The sequence below is a fragment of the Pseudomonas sp. SD17-1 genome, assembly GCF_029201585.1.
In the GTDB taxonomy this organism is placed as follows: Bacteria; Pseudomonadota; Gammaproteobacteria; order Pseudomonadales; family Pseudomonadaceae; genus Aquipseudomonas; species Aquipseudomonas palmensis.
In genome coordinates this window covers 5243490-5263904 of record NZ_CP104044.1, presented here as the reverse complement: position 1 = coordinate 5263904, position 20415 = coordinate 5243490, and the positions used below count along the sequence as shown (strand labels likewise).

19 protein-coding genes are annotated in these 20415 nt (G+C 65.7%); 11 read left to right on the top strand and 8 right to left on the bottom strand.

Annotated elements, in window-relative coordinates; genetic code table 11:
* The first annotated feature begins 3 nt into the window (after positions 1 to 3).
* The 8 genes from bioF (at position 4) to N0B28_RS24095 (ending at position 9272) form a co-directional block, all read left to right on the top strand.
* A complete protein-coding gene (gene bioF, locus N0B28_RS24130) occupies positions 4 to 1176 on the top strand; it encodes an 8-amino-7-oxononanoate synthase (protein WP_275729257.1) in 1173 nt (390 codons plus the stop codon).
* Positions 1169 to 1900, top strand: a complete 732-nt coding sequence (locus tag N0B28_RS24125; protein WP_213606426.1) for an alpha/beta fold hydrolase — start codon at positions 1169 to 1171, stop codon at positions 1898 to 1900. The genes bioF and N0B28_RS24125 overlap by 8 nt, the downstream gene beginning before the upstream one ends.
* Complete coding sequence (gene bioC / locus N0B28_RS24120; RefSeq protein ID WP_078480862.1) at positions 1893 to 2717, top strand: malonyl-ACP O-methyltransferase BioC; 825 nt, start codon at positions 1893 to 1895, stop codon at positions 2715 to 2717. The genes N0B28_RS24125 and bioC overlap by 8 nt, the downstream gene beginning before the upstream one ends.
* Position 2718: 1 nt before the next feature.
* Positions 2719 to 3399, top strand: a complete 681-nt coding sequence (gene bioD / locus N0B28_RS24115) for a dethiobiotin synthase (RefSeq protein ID WP_275729249.1) — start codon at positions 2719 to 2721, stop codon at positions 3397 to 3399.
* A gap of 119 nt (positions 3400 to 3518) precedes the next feature.
* Positions 3519 to 3815 (top strand): hypothetical protein, encoded by a 297-nt coding sequence (locus N0B28_RS24110; RefSeq protein WP_043863683.1) that lies wholly within the window; start codon positions 3519 to 3521, stop codon positions 3813 to 3815.
* 268 nt (positions 3816 to 4083) lie between these two features.
* Positions 4084 to 5889: a phenylacyl-CoA dehydrogenase gene (locus N0B28_RS24105; protein WP_043863684.1), complete on the top strand. Its 1806-nt coding sequence runs from the start codon at positions 4084 to 4086 to the stop codon at positions 5887 to 5889.
* A gap of 198 nt (positions 5890 to 6087) precedes the next feature.
* Complete coding sequence (locus N0B28_RS24100) at positions 6088 to 7371, top strand: GGDEF domain-containing protein (RefSeq protein WP_043863685.1); 1284 nt, start codon at positions 6088 to 6090, stop codon at positions 7369 to 7371.
* A 122-nt stretch (positions 7372 to 7493) separates the two neighbouring features.
* On the top strand, positions 7494 to 9272 hold the full coding sequence (locus N0B28_RS24095) for an acyl-CoA dehydrogenase C-terminal domain-containing protein (RefSeq protein WP_100634783.1): 1779 nt from the start codon (positions 7494 to 7496) through the stop codon (positions 9270 to 9272).
* Between the two features lie 229 nt (positions 9273 to 9501).
* On the opposite strand, the gene N0B28_RS24090 is transcribed toward N0B28_RS24095, so the two are convergent.
* Complete coding sequence (locus N0B28_RS24090; protein WP_043863687.1) at positions 9502 to 10422, bottom strand: LysR substrate-binding domain-containing protein; 921 nt, start codon at positions 10420 to 10422, stop codon at positions 9502 to 9504.
* A gap of 102 nt (positions 10423 to 10524) precedes the next feature.
* Between N0B28_RS24090 and N0B28_RS24085 the strand changes: the two genes are divergently transcribed.
* The 3 genes from N0B28_RS24085 to N0B28_RS24075 all read left to right on the top strand — a co-directional run bounded on the left by N0B28_RS24085 (position 10525) and on the right by N0B28_RS24075 (position 12813).
* A complete protein-coding gene (locus N0B28_RS24085; protein WP_043863688.1) occupies positions 10525 to 11223 on the top strand; it encodes an MOSC domain-containing protein in 699 nt (232 codons plus the stop codon).
* Positions 11220 to 12491: an aminotransferase class III-fold pyridoxal phosphate-dependent enzyme gene (locus N0B28_RS24080; protein WP_043863689.1), complete on the top strand. Its 1272-nt coding sequence runs from the start codon at positions 11220 to 11222 to the stop codon at positions 12489 to 12491. Before N0B28_RS24085 ends, N0B28_RS24080 begins: the two co-directional genes overlap by 4 nt.
* A gap of 163 nt (positions 12492 to 12654) precedes the next feature.
* The gene (locus tag N0B28_RS24075) at positions 12655 to 12813 is read left to right on the top strand and encodes a YqaE/Pmp3 family membrane protein (protein ID WP_011063854.1); all 159 of its coding nucleotides are present in this window, start codon (positions 12655 to 12657) and stop codon (positions 12811 to 12813) included.
* 97 nt (positions 12814 to 12910) lie between these two features.
* Here the strand turns inward: N0B28_RS24075 and N0B28_RS24070 are convergent, their stop codons facing one another.
* The 7 genes from N0B28_RS24070 to pqqF all read right to left on the bottom strand — a co-directional run bounded on the left by N0B28_RS24070 (position 12911) and on the right by pqqF (position 20387).
* Positions 12911 to 14746 (bottom strand): S9 family peptidase, encoded by a 1836-nt coding sequence (locus N0B28_RS24070; protein ID WP_275729241.1) that lies wholly within the window; start codon positions 14744 to 14746, stop codon positions 12911 to 12913.
* Complete coding sequence (gene pqqE, locus N0B28_RS24065; RefSeq protein WP_043863691.1) at positions 14712 to 15872, bottom strand: pyrroloquinoline quinone biosynthesis protein PqqE; 1161 nt, start codon at positions 15870 to 15872, stop codon at positions 14712 to 14714. The genes N0B28_RS24070 and pqqE overlap by 35 nt, the downstream gene beginning before the upstream one ends.
* Positions 15844 to 16119 (bottom strand): pyrroloquinoline quinone biosynthesis peptide chaperone PqqD, encoded by a 276-nt coding sequence (gene pqqD / locus N0B28_RS24060; RefSeq protein WP_043863692.1) that lies wholly within the window; start codon positions 16117 to 16119, stop codon positions 15844 to 15846. The genes pqqE and pqqD overlap by 29 nt, the downstream gene beginning before the upstream one ends.
* A complete protein-coding gene (pqqC, locus tag N0B28_RS24055) occupies positions 16116 to 16871 on the bottom strand; it encodes a pyrroloquinoline-quinone synthase PqqC (RefSeq protein ID WP_054915971.1) in 756 nt (251 codons plus the stop codon). Before pqqC ends, pqqD begins: the two co-directional genes overlap by 4 nt.
* Before the next feature lie 8 nt (positions 16872 to 16879).
* Positions 16880 to 17791 (bottom strand): pyrroloquinoline quinone biosynthesis protein PqqB, encoded by a 912-nt coding sequence (gene pqqB, locus N0B28_RS24050; RefSeq protein WP_078480867.1) that lies wholly within the window; start codon positions 17789 to 17791, stop codon positions 16880 to 16882.
* 67 nt (positions 17792 to 17858) lie between these two features.
* On the bottom strand, positions 17859 to 17930 hold the full coding sequence (pqqA, locus tag N0B28_RS24045) for a pyrroloquinoline quinone precursor peptide PqqA (protein ID WP_008365141.1): 72 nt from the start codon (positions 17928 to 17930) through the stop codon (positions 17859 to 17861).
* 120 nt (positions 17931 to 18050) lie between these two features.
* Positions 18051 to 20387 carry a pyrroloquinoline quinone biosynthesis protein PqqF gene (gene pqqF, locus N0B28_RS24040; protein ID WP_275729235.1) on the bottom strand — a complete coding sequence of 779 codons (2337 nt, stop codon included), beginning with the start codon at positions 20385 to 20387 and terminating at the stop codon, positions 18051 to 18053.
* Positions 20388 to 20415: the final 28 nt, after the last annotated feature.

Here is a 20415-nt window from a genome sequence, read left to right as displayed (position 1 = left end):
GCCATGAGCTTTGATCTGAGTGCGCGCCTGGAACAACGGCGCGCTGCGGCGCTGTATCGCCAGCGCCCCCTGCTGCAGAGCCCGCAGGGGCCGCAGGTGATGGTGGACGGCACGCCGTTGCTGGCGTTTTGCAGCAACGACTACCTGGGCCTGGCCAACCACCCCGAGGTGATCGACGCCTGGCGTGCCGGCGCTGAGCGTTGGGGCGTGGGCGGCGGGGCGTCGCACCTGGTGATCGGCCACAGCTCGCCGCACCATGAACTGGAACTGGCCCTGGCCGAGTTTACCGGTCGCCCGCGCGCGCTGCTGTTCACCACCGGCTACCTGGCCAACCTGGGTGCGTTGACCGCGCTGGTGGGGCAGGGCGACAGCGTGCTGCAGGATCGCCTCAACCATGCTTCGCTGCTGGATGGCGGGTTGCTCAGTGGCGCGCGCTTCAGCCGCTACCTGCACAACGATGCCGACAGCCTCGGCAAGCGCCTGGACAAGGCCACCGGCAATGCGCTGGTGGTCACCGATGGCGTGTTCAGCATGGACGGCGACATCGCCGACCTGCCGGCACTGGCTGCCCAGGCGCAGGCCAGGGGCGCCTGGGTGATGGTCGACGATGCCCACGGCTTCGGCACCCTGGGCCGCCACGGCGGTGGCGTGGTGGAGCATTTCGGCCTGGACATGGGGCAGGTACCGGTGCTGGTCGGCACCCTGGGCAAGGCCTTCGGTACCGCCGGTGCGTTCGTCGCCGGCAGTGAGGAATTGATCGAGTGCCTGATCCAGTTCGCCCGCCCGTACATCTATACCACCAGCCAGCCACCGGCCCTGGCCTGCGCCACGCTCAGGAGCCTGCAACTGCTGCGTGACGAGCACTGGCGCCGCGAGCACCTGGCTGCGCTGATCCGCCAGTTCCGTCAGGGCGCCGAGCAGATCGGCCTGCACCTGATGGACAGTTTCACGCCGATCCAGCCGATTCTGATCGGCGATGCCGCAAGGGCCATGCGGCTGTCGGCGATGTTGCGCGAACGCGGGCTGATGGTCACGGCGATCCGTCCACCGACGGTGCCGGCCGGCAGTGCCCGGCTGCGCGTGACCCTGACCGCCGCCCACAGCGCCTCGCAGGTACAGCTATTGTTGAATGCATTGGCCGAGTGTCATTCGCTGCTGGAGCCTGCTGATGCGTGATCGACTGATTCTGTTGCCGGGCTGGGGCCTGGGTACCGCTGCACTGGAGCCGCTGGCCGCGAGCTTGCGCGCCCTGGATGCCAAGCTGCACGTGGAGCTGATGCCTCTGCCGGAGCTGGATGGCAGTGACGTGCCTGTATGGCTGGATCACCTGGACCGCACGCTGCCTACCGACACCTGGCTGGGAGGCTGGTCGCTGGGCGGCATGCTCGCCGCCGAGCTGGCGGCGCGACGCGGCGATCACTGCTGCGGGCTGGTGACGATGGGCAGCAACGCCAGCTTCGTGGCCCGTGCGGACTGGCCCCATGGCATGCCGACCGACACCTTCAATACCTTTCTCGACGGTTGCCGTAGCCATACGCAAGTGACGCTCAAGCGCTTCAAGTCGCTGTGCAGCCAGGGCGCCCAGGCGCCGCGCAGCCTGGCGCGGTTGCTGGAGGTGGGGGTGCCGGCAACCGACCCGCTGTACCTGGCCACGGGCCTGGAGGTATTGCGGAAACTCGATACCCGGGCTGCGCTGAGCAACTTCGGCGGCCCGCAGTTGCACCTGTTCGCAGGCAGCGACGCGCTGGTGCCGGTCGAGGCGGCCAAGGCGCTGTTCGAACTGCTGCAGGACGTCGAGGTGGGCATTGTCGAGGACAGCGCCCACGCCTTCCTGCTGGAGCACGCCCAGGCGTTGGCGACCTTTATCAAGACCTTCCTGCACGAGAGTGGCGATGACTGATCTTTCCCTGCCCAGGCTGCCCGGCGCCTTGCCCGACAAGCGCCAGGTGGCGGCCTCGTTTTCCCGTGCTGCAGCCAGCTACGACAGTGTCGCCGCGTTGCAGCGGGCGGTGGGCGCTCATCTGCTGGCGCAGCTGCCCGCCGATTTGCAACCGCGTTGCTGGATCGATCTGGGCAGTGGCACCGGGCATTTCAGCCGGCACTTGCAGCAACGTTATCCACAAGGGCTGGGTGTAGCGGTGGATATCGCCGAAGGCATGCTGCTGCATGCCCGTGAGCTGGGGGGCGCGCATTACCATGTGGCGGGCGATGCCGAGCGTCTGCCGCTGCGTGATGGCAGCGCCGGGCTGATCTTCTCCAGCCTGGCGGTGCAGTGGTGCGCCGACCTGGCTGCGGTGCTGCGTGAAGCGCAGCGGGTTCTGCAGCCTGGGGGCGTGCTGGCGTTCGCCAGCCTGTGCGTGGGCACGCTGTTCGAGTTGCGTGAAAGCTGGCAGGCGGTGGACGGGCTGGTGCACGTCAATCGCTTCCGCCCTCTGGCGGACTACCAGCGTCTGTGTGCCGACAGCGGGCTGCAGGTGCTCGGGCTGGAGGCCCGGCCCCATGTACTGCATTACCCCGATGTGCGCAGCCTGACCCATGAGCTCAAGGCGCTGGGCGCACACAACCTCAACCCCGGTCGCCCCGCCGGCCTGACCGGCAGGGCACGCATGCAGGGCCTGCTGCAGGCCTACGAGCGCTTTCGCCAGCCGCAGGGACTGCCCGCCACCTATCAGGTAGTCTATGCGGTACTGCACAAGCCGCAGCACCAGGGGGATTGAGATGCATGCTGCCTATTTCATCGCCGGCACCGATACCGATGTGGGCAAGACCACCATTGCCGCCGGCCTGCTGCATGCGGCACGTCTTGCCGGCCTGAGTACCCTTGGGGCCAAGCCTGTAGCGTCGGGCTGCGAGGTGACCCCCAAGGGCCTGCGCAACGCCGATGCACTGGCCCTGATCGCGCAAAGCAGCCTCACGCTGCCCTATGCGCAGCTCAACCCGTTTGCCTTCGAGCCCGCCATCGCCCCGCACCTGGCGGCCCGCGAGGCGGGTGTTGCGCTGAGCGTGCAGGCGTTGCTGGCGCCGATGCGCGCGGTGCTGGCGCACAACGCCGATTTCACCCTGATCGAAGGGGCGGGTGGCTGGCGGGTGCCGTTGTCCGATCAGGCCAATCTGTCGGACCTGGCGATTGCGCTCAAGCTGCCGGTGATCCTGGTGGTAGGCGTGCGCCTGGGTTGCATCAACCATGCGCTGCTCAGTGCCGAGGCGATTGCCCGCGATGGCCTGCAACTGGCCGGCTGGGTGGCGAACATCATCGAGCCGCGCACCTCGCGCCTGGAGGAGAACCTGGCTTCGCTTGCCGAACGCCTGCCGGCCCCCTGCCTGGGCCGGGTGCCAAAACTCAAGGTGGCCAGTGCCGAGGCGGTGGCCGCATACCTGCAGCTGGATTTGTTCGACTAGGCTGAGTCTATTGAAGGGCACTGTGCCATTAGTGTTTTTGACGGGCCTTTTGCCGGGTTGTCTGCTTCAATAGGGGCCGTTGATATCATCTGTGCCTTCCGTCACCTGGAGAGTTTGAAATGGAAATCTCGGGCAGTTCCGCATTCTATGCCGGCCTGGGCGCCATTCAGAGCGGCCAGAACCGCGTCGATCAGGCCGCCAGCCAGATCGCCAACACCACTGTCGAACGTGCTGCCACCAGCCAGTCCAGCGACTACCAGGCCGAACGCCTGCGCTCGGTCGACCGCAGCCAGCAGATGGACCTGGCCACCAGCACCGTCGAACTTGCCCTGGGCAAGCATCAGGTCGAGCTGGGTGTCAAAGTGGCCAAGGCCTCCGACGAAATGCTCGGCACGCTGATCGATACCTACGCCTGAGCCAGCCGGCCCTCGCATCTTCCCGGTTTTACCCCTACATCCTGACTCGACGCCCTGGCCCAAGGCCGGGCGCCTTGTCGTGCCTGCGTTCTGGCGAGCGGGGCCGGAGCGTAGCCTGCCATGGCAGAAATGCCCTCATGGGGGTGCTTGACAAGGTTTCAGCGTAAACGTATGTTTCAAACAACTGTTTGACCGAAAGCCGCCTAGAGCTGGTCGGTGTATGTCGCGGTCTCCCTATTCAAGGATCCATCAGCAGAGGTTCATCGCTATGCCTGATTACAAAGCCCCCTTGCGTGATATTCGTTTCGTTCGCGATGAACTGCTGGGCTACGAAGCGCACTATCAGAGCCTGCCGGCTTGCCAGGACGCCACCCCCGACATGGTCGATGCGATCCTCGAGGAAGGCGCCAAGTTTTGTGAACAGGTACTGGCCCCGCTGAACCGTGTGGGCGACCTGGAAGGCTGCACCTGGAGCGAGTCGGGCGTTAAGACCCCCACCGGCTTCAAGGAAGCCTACAAGCAGTTCGTCGAAGGCGGCTGGCCGAGCCTGGCCCATGACGTCGATCACGGCGGCCAGGGTCTGCCCGAGTCGCTGGGCCTGGCGGTCAGCGAAATGGTCGGCGAGTCGAACTGGTCGTGGGGCATGTACCCGGGCCTGTCGCACGGCGCGATGAACACCATCTCCGAGCACGGCACCGCCGAGCAGCAGAACACCTACCTGACCAAGCTGGTATCCGGCGAATGGACCGGCACCATGTGCCTGACCGAACCGCATTGCGGTACCGACCTGGGCATGCTGCGCACCAAGGCCGAACCTCAGGCCGACGGTTCCTACAAGGTCACCGGCACCAAGATCTTCATCTCGGCCGGTGAACACGACATGGCCGACAACATCGTGCACATCGTGCTGGCGCGCCTGCCCGATGCACCGGCCGGCACCAAAGGCATCTCGCTGTTCATCGTGCCCAAGTTCCTGCCGACCGCCGAAGGCGGTGTGGGCGAGCGCAACGCCGTTTCCTGTGGCTCCATCGAACACAAGATGGGCATCCACGGCAACGCCACCTGCGTGATGAACTTCGACGCCGCCACCGGCTACCTGATCGGCCCGGCCAACAAGGGCCTGAACTGCATGTTCACCTTCATGAACACCGCTCGCCTGGGTACCGCGCTGCAAGGCCTGGCCCACGCCGAAGTGGCGTTCCAGGGTGGCCTGAAGTATGCCCGCGACCGCCTGCAGATGCGTTCGCTGACCGGCCCCAAGGCGCCGGACAAGGCGGCTGACCCGATCATCGTCCACCCGGACGTGCGTCGCATGCTGCTGACCATGAAAGCCTTCGCCGAAGGCAACCGCGCGATGGTGTACTTCACCGCCAAGCAGGTCGACATCGTCAAGTACAGCCAGGACGAAGAAGAGAAGAAGAAGGCCGACGCACTGCTGGCCTTCATGACCCCGATCGCCAAGGCGTTCATGACCGAAGTCGGCTTCGAGTCGGCCAACCACGGCGTGCAGATCTACGGCGGCCACGGCTTCATCGCCGAGTGGGGCATGGAGCAGAACGTTCGCGACAGCCGCATCTCGATGCTGTACGAAGGCACCACCGGCATCCAGGCGCTGGACCTGCTGGGCCGCAAGGTGCTGATGACCCAGGGCGAGGCGCTCAAGGGCTTCACCAAGATCGTGCACAAGTTCGTCCAGAACAACGAAGGCAACGAGGCCATCAGCGAGTTCGTCGCGCCATTGGCCAAGTTGAACAAGGAGTGGGGCGAACTGACCATGAAGGTCGGCATGGCCGCTATGAAGGACCGCGAAGAAGTCGGTGCCGCCTCGGTGGACTACCTGATGTACTCCGGTTACGCCTGCCTGGCCTACTTCTGGGCCGACATGGCGCGCCTGGCCGCCGAGAAACTGGCTGCCGGCACCAGCGAAGAGGCGTTCTACACCGCCAAGCTGCAGACCGCTCGCTTCTACTTCCAGCGCATCCTGCCGCGGACCCGCACGCATGTGGAAACCATGCTGTCGGGCGCGAGCAACCTGATGGACATGAACGAAGAGCACTTCGGCCTCTCGTACTGAGTCATCGCCTGAAGCAAGAAAGCCCGCCCTTACCGGCGGGTTTTTTTATGCGCTAGTCAGAACCTGAAACGAATACGTGCTAAGCCCTGCTCCTACCCTGCCGTTACAAGTGCTGCCGGCATATTCATCTATTCATGTGCGCTGCCGACACATTAAAGGCACAATGCCATTACTTGATCTGCCGGGTCGGAGATTCCCTTGTTTCGTTTATCCGCTGTACGACTGAGCCATTTTCTGCCGTCACTGTTCCTGCTGGTGTCTGGGCTCGCCGCTGCTTATGTCAGAGACCTCAACGTCTTCTTCACCTCGCTGTTCAACGTGCTGCCAACCCTGGTGCTGCTGCTGGGCGGGGCCTACTGCACGGTCTACCGCCGTCAGCGTGAACTGTTCCTGATGGTCACGGTGTATATCGCCTACTTCCTGCTCGACACCCAGACCGACTACTACCGCGACAATGGCGTGGTACGCCAGGACGCCGCCGTGGTGTTCCACCTGGTGTGCCTGTTGCTGCCCATCCTGTTTGCGCTGTACGGCGCCTGGCAGGAACGCACGCACCTGTTCCAGGACATGGTGGCGCGCTTTGCCGTGCTGCTGGCGGTCGGCAGCACGGCGCTGGGGCTGGAGCAGAGCTACCCGCAGGCGCTGCTCAACTGGCTCGCGGAAATCCGCTGGCCGGCGCTGCACGGTCAGTGGATGAGCCTGATCCAGCTGGCCTACCCGGTGTTTCTGCTCGCCTTCATCCTGCTGGTGGTGCAGTACCTGCGCGAACCGCGCCCGCTGCATGCGGCGCAGGTGATCGGTCTGATGGGGATCTTCTGGATGCTGCCGCAGACCTTCATCCTGCCCTTCACCCTGAACATCATGTGCAGCCAGGTGATGCTGATGATCGCCGCCGCGGTCTCCCACGAGGCCTACCAGATGGCGTTTCGCGACGAGCTCACCGGCCTGCCGGGGCGCCGCGCGCTCAACGAGCGCATGCAGCGTCTGGGGCGCAACTATGTGCTGGCGATGACCGACGTCGACCACTTCAAGAAATTCAACGATACCCACGGGCACGACGTGGGCGACCAGGTGCTGCGCCTGGTGGCCAGCAAACTGTCCAAGGTCACCGGCGGGGGCCGCGCCTACCGCTATGGCGGCGAGGAGTTCGCCCTGGTGTTCGCGGCCAAGACCATCGAGGAATGCCTGCCGCACCTGGAGGCGGTGCGCGAGGTGATCGCCAACTACAATATCCAGCTGCGCAACCAGGACAGCCGCCCCCAGGACGACCAGCAGGGGCGACAACGCCGTGGGGCGGCCGGGGCCAGCAGCGTGTCGGTGACCATCAGCATCGGTGCCGCCGAACGCCTGCCCGAGCACCGCAGCCCCGATGAGGTGCTCAAGTCGGCCGACCAGGCGCTGTACAGTGCCAAGGGAGCGGGGCGTAACTGCACCATGACCTACGGCCACCAGAGCAAGCGTGGAGCGGTGCGCACGGCGTGACCAGAAGTGACTATGCGGTCGCCAGATGACCCTATGTGTCACAAAAGTTGTTAGGTTACACTGGCTCGCAACTGTGTAGCGGCCCTGCGGGGCCGTCCCGACTCAAGGTGTGAGAGGTTGCCATGGCTGACTATAAAGCGCCCCTGCGCGATATGCGCTTCGTCCTCAACGAAGTCTTCGAAGTATCCCGGCTGTGGGCACAACTGCCCGGGCTGGCCGAGGCGGTCGACGAAGAAACCGCACTGGCGGTGCTCGAGGAAGCCGGCAAGGTCACCAGCCAGCGCATCGCTCCGCTGAGCCGCAGCGCCGACGAAGAGGGCTGCCATTGGGACAACGGCGCCGTGCGCACCCCGGCCGGCTTCATCGATGCCTACCGCACCTACGCCGATGGCGGCTGGGTGGGCGTGGGCGGCGACCCTGCCTATGGCGGCATGGGCATGCCCAAGGTGATCTCTGCCCAGGTCGAAGAAATGGTCAACTCCTCGAGCCTGGCCTTCGGCCTGTACCCGATGCTGACCGCCGGTGCCTGCCTGTCGATCAACGCCCATGCCAGCGAAGAGCTCAAGACGCGGTACCTGCCCAACATGTACGCCGGGGTCTGGGCCGGCTCCATGTGCCTGACCGAGCCCCACGCCGGCACCGACCTTGGCATCATCCGTACCCGCGCCGAGCCGCAGGCCGACGGCAGCTACAAGGTCACCGGCACCAAGATCTTCATCACCGGCGGCGAACACGACCTGACCGAGAACATCATCCACCTGGTGCTGGCCAAGCTGCCTGACGCCCCGGCCGGGCCCAAGGGCATCTCGCTGTTCCTGGTGCCCAAGTTCCTGGTCAACCCCGATGGCAGCCTGGGCGAGCGCAACCCGGCCACCTGTGGCTCCATCGAGCACAAGATGGGCATCCAGGCCTCGGCCACCTGCGTGATGAACTTCGACAGCGCCGTGGGCTACCTGGTCGGCGAGCCGAACAAGGGCTTGGCAGCGATGTTCACCATGATGAACTACGAGCGCCTGGGGGTCGGCATCCAGGGCCTGGCATCGGCCGAGCGTTCCTACCAGAACGCCATCGAATACGCCCGCGACCGCCTGCAGAGCCGTGCACCTACCGGGCCGCAGGCCAAGGACAAGACTGCCGACCCGATCATCGTGCACCCCGACGTGCGGCGCATGCTGCTGACCATGAAGGCACTGAACGAAGGCGGCCGGGCTTTCTCCACCTATGTTGCGATGCAGCTCGATACCGCCAAGTTCAGCGAAGACCGCGAGGCCCGCAAGCGCGCCGAAGACCTGGTGGCGCTGCTGACGCCGGTGTCCAAGGCGTTTCTCACCGACCTGGGCCTGGAAGTGACCGTGCATGGCCAGCAGGTGTTTGGCGGCCATGGCTACATTCGCGAGTGGGGCCAGGAGCAACTGGTGCGCGACGTGCGCATCACCCAGATCTACGAAGGCACCAACGGCATCCAGGCCCTGGACCTGATGGGCCGCAAGGTGGTGGGCAGCGGCGGGGCGTTCTACAAGCTGTTCGCCGACGAGATCCGCCATTTCATCGCCACCGCCGACACGGCGCTGGGCGAGTTCGTCAAACCGCTGGAGACGGCGCTGGACAGCCTCGACGAACTGACCGCCTGGGTGCTCGACCGCGCCAAGGCGAACCCCAACGAAATCGGCGCGGCGTCGGTGGAGTACCTGCACGCCTTCGGCTACACCGCCTATGCCTACATGTGGGCACTGATGGCCCGCACGGCCCTGGCCAAACAGGGTGAGGACGACTTCTACGCCAGCAAGCTGGGCACCGCGCGCTTCTACTTCGCCCGCCTGCTGCCGCGTATTCATTCGCTCAGCGCTTCGGTGAAGGCGGGCAGCGAGTCGTTGTACCTGCTCGACGCGGAACAGTTTTGATCTGACGGCGTCATGTAAGCATTTGCTTACATGACGTGGTGACGTTTGGCCTCTTCCGTAAGATTGGATCCACAGCTAATCTTCACCTCATGGACGTCGCGCAGGATGCGCACAGTACATAACAGGGACACGGAAGGATTTCCTGCCAGGACGGCGGGACGAAAAGGATGTCAGGGAAACAGTCTGCAAAACCCCGCTTCGGCGGGGTTTTCTTTTGCCCGGGTTTTTTCTAGCCGAGCACATCCAGAGGTGAACCGCCGATCTGGCGAGGGTCGATCTCTTCCTCCAGCAGATTGCGCAGCAGCTCCACCGACGCCTGCTGGCGCTGCGCATCGCGAAACACCAGGCCTACCTTCAATGGCACCCGCGGCTCGCTCAGCGGCTTCCAGAGCAGCTCTGGATCGTCCGTGGCGTCGCGCGCACGCCCCGGCAACACGGTTGCCAGCGAGGTATGCGCCAGGCTGTCGAGAATCCCGCCCATGTTGTTCATCTCGGCCTGCACCTGCGGGCGGCGCCCGAGGTTGGCCAGTTGCGCCTGCCAGATCTGGCGTACCTGGAACTCTTCGCCCAGCATCAGCATGGGCAGTTCGGCGGCCTGCTTGAGCGAGACCTTCTTGAATTCGCGCAGCGGGTGCGTGTGCGGGATCACCAGTTGCAACTCGTCTTCGTACAGCAGCAGGCCGTGAAGGCCCGGCTGGCGCGGCGGCAGGTAGCTGATGCCGATGTCCAGGGTGCCGTTGAGCAGGCGCCGTTCGATCTCCAGCCCCGACAGTTCGTAGATCTGCACCACCAGGTGTGGTTGCGCCTTGCGCAGGCGGTCGAGCAGTTGCGGCACCAGGCTCGGCCGTACCGTCTGCAGCACGCCGATGGCCAGGGTCCGCAAGGCCTGCCCGCGGAAGTTGCGCAACGCCTCGCGGGCGCGCTGCAGGCCGTCGAGCAGGGGCAGGGCGTGGTTGTACAGGGTGTGTGCGGCCAGGGTCGGCAGCAGCCGCTTGTTGCCCCGTTCGAACAGGCTCACATCGAGGCTGTGCTCGAGCTGGCGGATCTGCTGCGACAGCGCTGGCTGCGACAGTGAGAGGCGTTCGGCGGCCCGGCCCACATGGCCTTCTTCGTACACCGCGACGAAATAACGCAGTTGGCGAAAATCCATAAGCAATACTTATCAAAAAAGCTCGAAAAACGAAATGGCCGAAGGCCCGCGAGAAGCCTAGTCTATCCCGTATTCACAAGGTTTACAGGGCCAGAAGGCGCGATGAATACCGTGTATGTGGATGGCGTTTACATAGGCAAGGCAAAAAATGTCGGTTATGGGTTACTCACCGATATCGATAAGGAACAGGTTGCAAGAAGGCTGTGGTTATGGCCACAGGGGTTGGGCAGCGACGAACACGGCGACCCGCGCTTCCATACCGGCCCCGAGCGGGCCTTGCACCACTATCCGGCCGAGCACTACGCCTGGTGGCGGCGACGTTATCCACAGATCGACTGGTGCGCGCCGGGTTTTGGCGAAAACCTCTCGACCCGCGGCCTTACCGAAGAGCACGTCTGCCTGGGCGACATGTTCCGCTGGGGCGGGGCACTGCTGCAGGTCAGCCAGCCGCGCTCGCCGTGCTACCGCCTGAGCCATCGCTGGGGTTTGCCGAACCTGCCGCAACAGGCGCAGGACGCGCTGCGCTGCGGCTGGTTCTACCGGGTGCTCAAGCCTGGCTTCGTCAGCGCCGACGAGCCATTCGAACTGATACAACGCAGCTACCCGGGCCTGACCGTGGCCTGGGCACTGCATACTTTTTACCGTGAACCTCTGGAGCATGCGGGTTTGAAAAAGCTGGTGGATTGTCCGGCCCTCTCGTCACGCTGGCGCGACATCGCGATCAAGCGCCTGCGCAGCGGCCAGGTCGAGGACTGGACCGCGCGCCTGCTTGGCCTGCCGCTGGAAGGGCTGCGCGCATGAACCTGTTCAATCTGCGTCGCCAGGCGGCGCGCGCTGCCGAGCAGGCACCGGCGCCGGTGGCACTGGCCCAGGCCGAGCAGCTGTCGCGGGAATGCCTGATGCCGGCCACCGAGCGTGCGCCACAGGTGTTCGTGCGCGGCCAGGGTTCGTGGCTGTGGGACAACGAAGGCCGCGCCTATCTGGATTTCACCCAGGGTTGCGCGGTGAACAGCCTCGGGCACAGCCCCAAGGCGCTGGTGCAGGCACTGAGCAGCCAGGCCCAGGCATTGATAAACCCCGGCGCCGGCTTTCATAACCGTGGCCTGTTGAGCCTGGTCAACCGCCTGTGCCAGAGCACCGGCAGCGATCAGGCCTACCTGCTCAACAGTGGTGCCGAAGCCTGCGAAGGTGCGATCAAGCTGGCGCGCAAGTGGGGCCAGCTGCATCGCAATGGCGCCTACCACATCATCACTGCGCGCCAGAGCTGCCACGGGCGCAGCCTGGGGGCGCTGTCGGCCTCCGACCCGTCGGCGTGCAACCGCTGCGAGCCCGGCCTGCCGGGTTTCAGCAAGGTGCCGTTCAACGATCTGGCCGCGCTGCATGCAGCAGTGGACTCGCGTACCGTGGCGATCATGCTCGAGCCGATCCAGGGCGAGGCCGGGGTGATCCCGGCCACCCAGCAGTACCTCAAGGGTGTCGAGCGCCTGTGCCGCGAACTGGGCATCCTGCTGATCCTGGATGAGGTGCAGACCGGCGTGGGCCGTTGCGGCGCGCTGCTGGCCGAGCAGACCTACGGCGTGCGCGCCGACATCATCACCCTGGGCAAGGGCCTGGGCGGCGGTGTGCCGCTGGCCGCCCTGCTGGCGCGGGGTACGGCCTGCTGCGCCGAGGCCGGCGAGCTGGAAGGCAGTCACCATGGCAATGCACTGATGAGTGCGGCGGGCCTGGCGATTCTCGATGCCGTGCTGGAGCCGGGCTTCATGGAGCAGGTGCAGGCGTCGGGGCGGCACCTGCGTGATGGCCTGAGCCACCTGGCGGGGCGTTATGGCCAGGGCGAGGTGCGCGGCCAGGGCTTGCTGTGGGGCCTGGAGCTGAGCGACGACTCGGCCGCAGCCCTGGTCAAGGCGGCGCTGCAGGAAGGGCTGCTGCTCAATGCGGCGCAGGCCAATGTGCTGCGCTTTTCGCCGGCGCTGACCGTCAGCCGCGGCAACATCGACGAAATGCTGCTGCGCCTGGCGCGTGCCTTTGCCCGTGTGCACACGGCGCAACTCAACCAGCGGCGTGCCTGACCCGGTAGCGCCGTACCGAATTCAACGAACCGTCTCGCGTTCCTGCGCATCGCCCCGGGCCTGATCCTTTTGGCCTGGGGCGTTTTTTTATGGGGGATGGCTATTTGAACCAGTGGGGGGTGCTTGCAGTCTGTAGTTAGGACTTTAGACAAGGAGCTGCCCGATGGACCTGATCCGAATTATCTTCGCCATTCTGTTGCCGCCGCTGGGCGTGTTCCTGCAGGTGGGTTTTGGTGGCGCCTTCTGGCTGAACATCCTGCTCACCTTGTGCGGTTACATTCCGGGGATCGTGCACGCGGTGTACATCATCGCCAAGCGCTAGACCGCGTCGCGGCCATCGCCTGTAGGAGCCGGCGTTGCCGGCGAATGGGCCTGTACGGTTCAGACCGCGCTGGGACATTCGCCAGCAAGGCTGGCTCCTACAATGGCAATGGCCGTGACAGAACCTCCCGGTAGAACTTCCACTCTTCTTCCAGCGCATGCGCCAGGTTCGCTGCCGTCCGGAACCCGTGCCGCTCGGTCGGGTAGAAATGCCCTTCGGCACGCACCCCGTTGGCCTTCAGCGCCGCCAGCATCGAACGGGTCTGCTCCGGTACCACCACCGCATCCAGTTCGCCCTGGAAGAAAATCACCGGCACCTTGATCTGCGCGGCATGCAGCAGTGGCGTGCGCGCCTGATAACGCTGCACATCCTGCTGCGGGTCGCCGATCAGCCAGTCCAGGTAATCGCCTTCGAACTTGTGCGTGGCGCGCGTCAGCGCCAGCGGGTCGCTGACCCCGTACAGGCTCGCCCCGCCACGGAACACATTCTGGAACGCCAGCGCACACAGCGTGGTGTAGCCCCCGGCGCTGCCCCCGCGGATGAACGCCTGCGTCGGGTCGATCAACCCTTGCCCTACCAGGAAGTCGACCACCGCGCAGGCATCCTGCACGTCCATTTCGCCCCAGCGCAGGTGCAGGGCCTGGCGATAGGCGCGGCCATAGCCGCTGCTGCCACGGTAGTTGAGGTCGGCCACTGCAAAGCCGCGCTGGGTCCAGTACTGGATGCGCGGGTCGAGCACCGGGAAGCACGCCGAGGTCGGTCCGCCATGCACGAACACCACCAGCGGCGGCGCCTCGACACCATTCATGGCCGGGTAGAAGAAGGCGTGCGCCTGGGCATCGCCGCTGGGGTAGGTGATGCTGCGCGGCTGGCTGACCTGTTCGCTGGGCAAGGGCATCGCACCGCCGGCCAGCACCTGAACGGCATGGCTGTGGCGGTCGATGGCGATGACGGCGGGCGTGCTGATGGCAGAGGCGGCGATGGCATACAGGTACCGGTCGTCGATCTCCAGGCAGCGAAAGCGGGTGTAGACGTCACTGAAGTCTTCCAGGGTGCCATCGGCATGATGCACGCCCAGGCGGCTGAAGCCGCCCTCGAACCAGCTCGCCAGATACCCGCCGCCGTCCAGGGGCAGCCAGGTGCTGGCGCCCAGTTGCCACGGTGCGCCAGCATGGTCGGCACGCTCGGCCGGCAGTGCTGCCCAGCCCTGCGGGGTTTCGCCCCAGGGTTGCCAGTAGCCGTCACGATCCGACAGGCAGTACAGGCGACCGTCGGCATCGAAGCGCGGCTGCTGCAGCGATTCCGGTTGCGCCTCGCTGCCGGCGATGCAGCGCGGCGCTTCCCAGGTGTGTGCATCGCGGCGTTCGGCGCACAGCAGGCGGGTGGCAGTCCAGGGTTGGTGCGGGCGGCTCCATTCGATCCAGGCCAGGCGCTGGCCGTCGGCGCTGAGGGTGGGAGCGGCATAGAAGTCGGCGCCTTCGGCCAGTACCGTGCGGGTGCCGGCGGCGATCGATACCAGCCGGTGCACATCGGCGTCTTCTTCAACCGCCAGCACCTGGCCGGCGCCCCAGCGCAGGTCACCGTAGCGGCACTGGCCGTGGGTCAGCGGCTGCGGCTGCCCGCCCTCGAGCCCCTGGCTGTAGAGCTGCTGGTCGGCTTCGTTGACGAACACCAGCCCGTCGTCGCTCAGGCAGAAACCGCCGCCGCCATACTCGTAGACGCGGCTGCGCACGCTGAAGCCGTCGGGGGTCAGGCAGCGGGCCTGGCCGTCACGCCACTGCCAGATGCGGCAACCGCCGTCCTGGGGGCGAAACTCGTTCCAGAACAGCCCCAGCGGGCTGCGCTTGAGTTCGGCGTAGTCGGTGCCGGCGGCAACCGCCTGTTGTGCGCTGAAACGCTCAGCCGCGGGCGATGAGACGGGAGTTTCGATCATTGCGGAAGGTCATCTGGTCGATGGTCTGGGTGGCGGTTTCGGCCTCCTCCCGAGCAGCGAGGATGATCCCGTGGTCCGCCGATTTGGCGCAAACCGGGTCGGCATTGCTGGCGTCGCCGGTCAGCATGAAGGCCTGGCAGCGGCAGCCGCCGAAGTCCTTTTCTTTCTCGTCGCAGGAGCGGCACGGCTCGGGCATCCAGTCGTAGCCGCGAAAACGGTTGAAGCCGAACGAGTCATACCATATGTGCTGCATGCTGTGTTCGCGCACGTTGGGGAATTGTACCGGCAACTGGCGTGCGCCATGGCACGGCAGTGCGGTGCCGTCCGGGGTGACGGTGAGGAAGATGCTGCCCCAGCCGTTCATGCAGCCCTTGGGCCGTTCTTCATAGTAGTCGGGGGTGACGAAGATCAGCTTGCACGGGTTGCCCGCAGCCTGCAGTTTCTCGCGGTATTCGTTGGTGATGCGTTCGGCGCGCTCCAGCTGCGCGCGGGTGGGCAGCAGGCCGGCGCGGTTGAGCTTGGCCCAGCCGTAGAACTGGCACGTGGCGAGCTCGACGAAGTCGGCTTCCAGGGCGATGCACAGCTCGATGATGCGGTCGATCTTGTCGATGTTGTGCCGGTGGGTGACGAAGTTCAGCACCATCGGGTAGCCGTGGGCCTTGACCGCGCGGGCCATCTCCAGCTTCTGCGCGAAGGCTTTCTTCGAGCCGGCCAGCAGGTTGTTGACCTGTTCGTCGCTGGCCTGGAAGCTGATCTGGATGTGGTCCAGCCCGGCGCGCTTGAAGTCGGCGATCTTCTGTTCGGTCAGGCCGATGCCGGAGGTGATCAGGTTGGTGTAGTAGCCCAGGCGGCGCCCCTCGCCGATCAGCTCGGCCAGGTCCTGGCGCACCAGTGGCTCGCCGCCGGAAAAGCCCAGCTGCGCGGCGCCCATTTCACGCGCCTCGGCCATCACCTTGAACCACTGCTCGGTGCTCAACTCCTTGCCCTGCTCGGCGAAGTCCAGCGGGTTGGAGCAGTACGGGCATTGCAGCGGGCAGCGGTAGGTCAGCTCGGCCAGCAGCCACAGCGGCAGGCCGACTGCGGGCTTGGCCGGTACCTCACTCAAGGACGATCCAGTGTTGCTCACGGGCGACCTCCATGAATTGCTCGATGTCGTCACCGAGTTCGGGTACACCGGGGAATTGAACGTCCAGCTCGGCAATGATCGCGGCCACATCGCGCTTGCCGTCGATCAGCCCGCCGATCAGCGCGGCGCTTTCGTTGAGCTTGATCATGCCTTCGGGGTAGAGCAGCACATGGCCCTTCTGCGCCGGTTCGTACTGGAAGCGGTAGCCGGGGCGCCAGTGCGGCGTCTTCGAACGGTCGAAACTCATAAGGTGATCCCCTTGTGCCACACCCGCTCGCTGGTGACGCTGTGGTAGGGCGGGCGGTTCAGTTCATAGGCCATGCTCATGGCGTCGAGCATGCTCCACAGAATATCGAGCTTGAACTGAAGAATCTCCAGCATGCGTTGTTGACCCTGCACCGTGGTGTAGTGCTGCAGGGTGATGCTCAGGCCATGCTCCACATCGCGCCGGGCCTGGCCCAGGCGGGTGCGGAAGTACTCGTAGCCGGCCGGGTCGATCCAGGGATAGTGCTGTGGCCAGCTGTCCAGGCGTGACTGGTGGATCTGCGGGGCGAACAGTTCGGTCAGCGAGCTGCTGGCCGCTTCCTGCCAGCTGGCACGGCGGGCGAAGTTGACGTAGGCGTCGACCGCGAAGCGCACGCCGGGCAGCACCAGCTCCTGCGAGCGTAGCTGGTCGGGGTCCAGGCCCACGGCCTGGCCCAGGCGCAGCCAGGCTTCGATGCCGCCGTCTTCGCCGGGGGCGCCGTCGTGGTCGAGCAGGCGCTGGATCCACTCACGGCGGATCTCGCGGTCCGGGCAGTTGGCCAGGATCGCCGCATCCTTCATCGGGATGTTGACCTGGTAGTAGAAGCGGTTGGCGACCCAGCCCTGGATCTGCTCGCGGCTGGCGCGGCCTTCATACATGGCCACGTGGTAGGGGTGATGGATGTGGTAGTAGGCGCCCTTGGCGCGCAAGGCCTGCTCGAACGCGGCGGGGGAAAGCGGTACGGCTTCGCTCATGGGGGCTCCTACAGCTCGATGCTCATGCCGTCGAAGGCCACTTCGACGTTGCGGCGGGCCAGTTCGGCGCGCTCGGCGGAGTCTTCATCGAGAATCGGGTTGGTGTTGTTGATGTGGATAAGTACCTTGCGCTGGTCGGGGAAGCCTTCGAGTACCTCGAGCATGCCGCCGGGGCCATTCTGTGCCAGGTGACCCATCTCGCGGCCCGTGCGGGTACCGACACCGCGGCGCTGCATCTCATCATCCTCCCACAGCGTGCCGTCGACCAGCAGGCAATCGGCGTCGTGCATCAGTTGCAGCAGCTTGTCGTCGAACTGGCCAAGGCCCGGGGCGTAGAACAGCTTGCCGCCGGTGCGCAGGTCTTCGACCATCAGCCCCAGGTTGTCGCCCGGGTGCGGGTCGAAGCGGTGCGGGGAGTAGGGCGGCGCGGCGCTGCGCAGCGGGAACGGGGTAAAGCGCAGGTTCGGGCACGCCTGGATCACGAAGCTGCCTTCGAGCTCGATGCGGTTCCACTGCAGGCCACCGTTCCAGTGGCTGAGCATGGTGAACAGAGGGAAGCCGGTGCTCAGGTCCTGGTGGACCATGTCGGTGCACCACACCTGGTGCGGGCAACCTTCGCGCAGGCTGAGCAGGCCGGTGGTGTGGTCGATCTGGCTGTCGAGCAGGATGATCGCGTTGATCCCGGTGTCGCGCAGGGCGCGGGCCGGCTGCATGGGGGCGAAGCCTTGCAGTTGCGCGCGGATGTCCGGCGAGGCGTTGCACAGCACCCAGTGCACCCCGTCGTCGGACAGTGCGATCGAGGACTGGGTGCGTGCGCTGGCGCGCAAGGTGCCGTCGCGAAAGCCCTTGCAGTTGTCGCAGTTGCAGTTCCACTGCGGGAAACCGCCGCCGGCGGCGGAACCTAGAATCTGGATGTACATGGCCACTCCTGCTGCGTCCAAAAATGAAAACGCCCCGGCTGACCGAGGCGTTGTACCGCAAGCAGACTCAGCGACTTGCGAAATACATGGTCACTTCAAAGCCAATACGCAGGTCAGTGTAAGCAGGTTTGGTCCACATGGGAGTACTCCTTCCGGATAGGTCTGGGGGCGGGTGGCTACATATTTAGGCCCCCCTTTGAAACAAGGGGTTACAACGGCCCGGGTAGCGCCATCTTACTAAAATTAATGGACAGTTTGGTTAAACCTGCGAGAAAGGCTGTTGCGTTGCCGGTAACAATCCGCCCTGTGCGGCGCTGGCCAGGTACAGGGCGTTGTCGAACAGGTGCCGGGCGGCGTGTTCGAGCTGCTGTGCGGTGACGGCCAGCAGCTGTTGTCGCAGCGTGTCCAGGCTGGGGGCGTCGCTGCCGGCCAGCCGGGCCTGCCAGGCCCATTCGGCGACGTCGGCATTGCCCATGTCCGGTTCGTGGAACTGCGCCGCCAGGGCCTGACGCGCCTCGGCATCATCGGTCAGGTCATGGGTGAAGCCTGCGACCACGCAGCGCATGTGCTCGAGAATCTGTGCCGGGTCGGCCTTGGGCGACTGCACGCCCAGCAGCAGGCCGGTATGGCCCTGCACCTGGCGCAATGCGCTGAACACTGCATAGCCCAGTTGCAGCTCCACCCGCAGGCGCTGGTAGAAGGGCCCTTGCAGTCGATGTGCCAGCAGCCGGTACACCGCCTCGCTGCCGGGCGGGGCGGGGCAGAACACCAGCAGTGCGTGCTCGCCTTCGGGCAGCGGCACATGCTGCCAGGGCCCTGTGGCATCGCCGGTTATCGGCTCGGCCATGCCCGGCTGTCCCGGTACCTGGGCCAGCAGCGCATTCAGCGCCGGCTGCACCGCTTCGGTGAAGCCGCAGGTCATGCCCTGCCAGCGGGCATGCTGCCAGAGCGCATCCAGCTCGGGCTGGGCGATCAGGCAGGTCGGCAATGGCCCCGGGTCACGCCCGACGATATAGCCCGGCAACTGCTTTAGCAGCAGGCGGATCGGGATCAGCGCCGGCTGGGTGCCTGAGCCTGCGCTCCAGTCCTGGGCGGCAGGCAGGCGCAGCAGCGCCAATGCCTGCTCGACGACTGCGACAATGGCGGGCGGTGACCCGGCGCAGCGCAGTTGCCAGAGGTGCTCGCACTCGCTCCATTGCAGCTCCACCGAGGCGCGGGCGGCGCGCTCGACCAGTGGGCGCAGGGCACCTTCGAGTACGCGCCACAGCCGCGCGCGCAACGCCGAGCGCACCTGCCAGCGCAGGTAGATCACGCCGTACTGCCGCACGGCCGGCAGCGCCGGGCTGTGGATAACCCCGGCGGGTGTCGGCGTGGCGGGTACATCGCTGAACCCGACGGCCAGCAAGGGCTCGGCAGGTGGCAGTCGCCAGGGCTGGCGGGCTTGCTCGGTGAAGGGTTCGAGCAGGCCTTGCAGTGCCGCCAGGCCCTGGGCGTCGAGTGCACTGAATGGCTGGCCGCTGCTGTCGCGGCGTGCCAGTTCCAGGGCGCCGGCGGCCAGCGCGCGTGACTGCTGGATACGTGCATATTCGCTGTTCAGCGCCGTCAGGTCGGCATCGCGCAAGAAGCTCAGCCAGTCCCGGAACAGGTCTTCGACCTGCTCGGCAGGTGCCGCGTCATTGAGCTTGAAGCGCGCGTGCAGCAGTGCCTGTGCGGCGAACTGATGCAATGCCGAAAAACTGAAATCCTCCAGCCAGCGCCGTTCGCGCAAAGCGGCCAGCAGCCCGCCCGGGCGGGTGTCCGAAAGCCAGGTGTCGAGAAAGGCGATCGCCTGGGCAGCGCCGGCGGGCAGCCGTTCATAGCCGAGCAGCACATCCCGTTGCCCGGGCAGCTGTTCAACCCGCGCAGCGCGAAGCTGCAGCGCCGGTGCCGGGCCTTGTTCGATGGGCTGCCCGGGTGCGAAGACGGCGCCGTACTGCATGGCCAGGGCTTCAAGGGTGGCCAGCGGCTGTGGGCCGACCAGGCTCAGGGTCATCTGCCCGGCCTGGTAGTAGCGTTGGTGAAAAGCTTGCAGGGCGCTCTGGAAGGCCGCGTCGGGTACCGGCAGGCTGTAGCGGTTGCCAGCGTGAAAACCGCTCAGCGGATGCTGCGCCGACACGCTCTGCAGCAGTGCGTGCTGACGCTGCGCTTCGGGGTTGCGCGCCCAGGCAATGAACTCGGCATGGATCACTTCGCGCTCGCGCAGCTGTTGCGCACGGTCGGCCTGGGGGTTGGCGAGCATTTCACACAAGCGCTCGATGCCCCCCTCGAAGGCGGCAGCCGGCACTTCGAAGAAGAAGTCGGTGGTGCGCTCCCGCGTGCTGGCATTGACCTGGCCGCCCTGGCGCTGCACGTAGCGCATCAGGGCGTCGTCGATGGCAAAGCGCGGGTTGCCGAGAAAGAACAGGTGTTCGAGAAAGTGCGCCAGCCCCGGCCAGGCGTTGGGAGCATCGTGGCTGCCGGCGCGTACCCGCACTGCCGCTGCACAGCGCTTGAGCCGCGGTGCATGGCGCAGGGTGACGTGCAGGCCGTTGGGCAGGGTGAGGTGGGCGCAGGACATGACGGCTCCGGTAACGTGCGAACCGTCA

Coding starts and splice junctions, on each gene's coding strand:
- N0B28_RS24090 (WP_043863687.1), bottom strand. CDS start 10,422: ATGGATTTTCGCCAACTGCGTTATTTCGTCGCGGTGTACGAAGAAGGC.
- N0B28_RS24070 (WP_275729241.1), bottom strand. CDS start 14,746: ATGATCGAAACTCCCGTCTCATCGCCCGCGGCTGAGCGTTTCAGCGCA.
- N0B28_RS24075 (WP_011063854.1), top strand. CDS start 12,655: ATGGACCTGATCCGAATTATCTTCGCCATTCTGTTGCCGCCGCTGGGC.
- N0B28_RS24095 (WP_100634783.1), top strand. CDS start 7,494: ATGGCTGACTATAAAGCGCCCCTGCGCGATATGCGCTTCGTCCTCAAC.
- N0B28_RS24105 (WP_043863684.1), top strand. CDS start 4,084: ATGCCTGATTACAAAGCCCCCTTGCGTGATATTCGTTTCGTTCGCGAT.
- pqqD (WP_043863692.1), bottom strand. CDS start 16,119: ATGAGTTTCGACCGTTCGAAGACGCCGCACTGGCGCCCCGGCTACCGC.
- N0B28_RS24085 (WP_043863688.1), top strand. CDS start 10,525: ATGAATACCGTGTATGTGGATGGCGTTTACATAGGCAAGGCAAAAAAT.
- pqqB (WP_078480867.1), bottom strand. CDS start 17,791: ATGTACATCCAGATTCTAGGTTCCGCCGCCGGCGGCGGTTTCCCGCAG.
- pqqF (WP_275729235.1), bottom strand. CDS start 20,387: ATGTCCTGCGCCCACCTCACCCTGCCCAACGGCCTGCACGTCACCCTG.
- N0B28_RS24080 (WP_043863689.1), top strand. CDS start 11,220: ATGAACCTGTTCAATCTGCGTCGCCAGGCGGCGCGCGCTGCCGAGCAG.
- pqqC (WP_054915971.1), bottom strand. CDS start 16,871: ATGAGCGAAGCCGTACCGCTTTCCCCCGCCGCGTTCGAGCAGGCCTTG.
- bioF (WP_275729257.1), top strand. CDS start 4: ATGAGCTTTGATCTGAGTGCGCGCCTGGAACAACGGCGCGCTGCGGCG.
- N0B28_RS24110 (WP_043863683.1), top strand. CDS start 3,519: ATGGAAATCTCGGGCAGTTCCGCATTCTATGCCGGCCTGGGCGCCATT.
- bioD (WP_275729249.1), top strand. CDS start 2,719: ATGCATGCTGCCTATTTCATCGCCGGCACCGATACCGATGTGGGCAAG.
- bioC (WP_078480862.1), top strand. CDS start 1,893: ATGACTGATCTTTCCCTGCCCAGGCTGCCCGGCGCCTTGCCCGACAAG.
- N0B28_RS24125 (WP_213606426.1), top strand. CDS start 1,169: ATGCGTGATCGACTGATTCTGTTGCCGGGCTGGGGCCTGGGTACCGCT.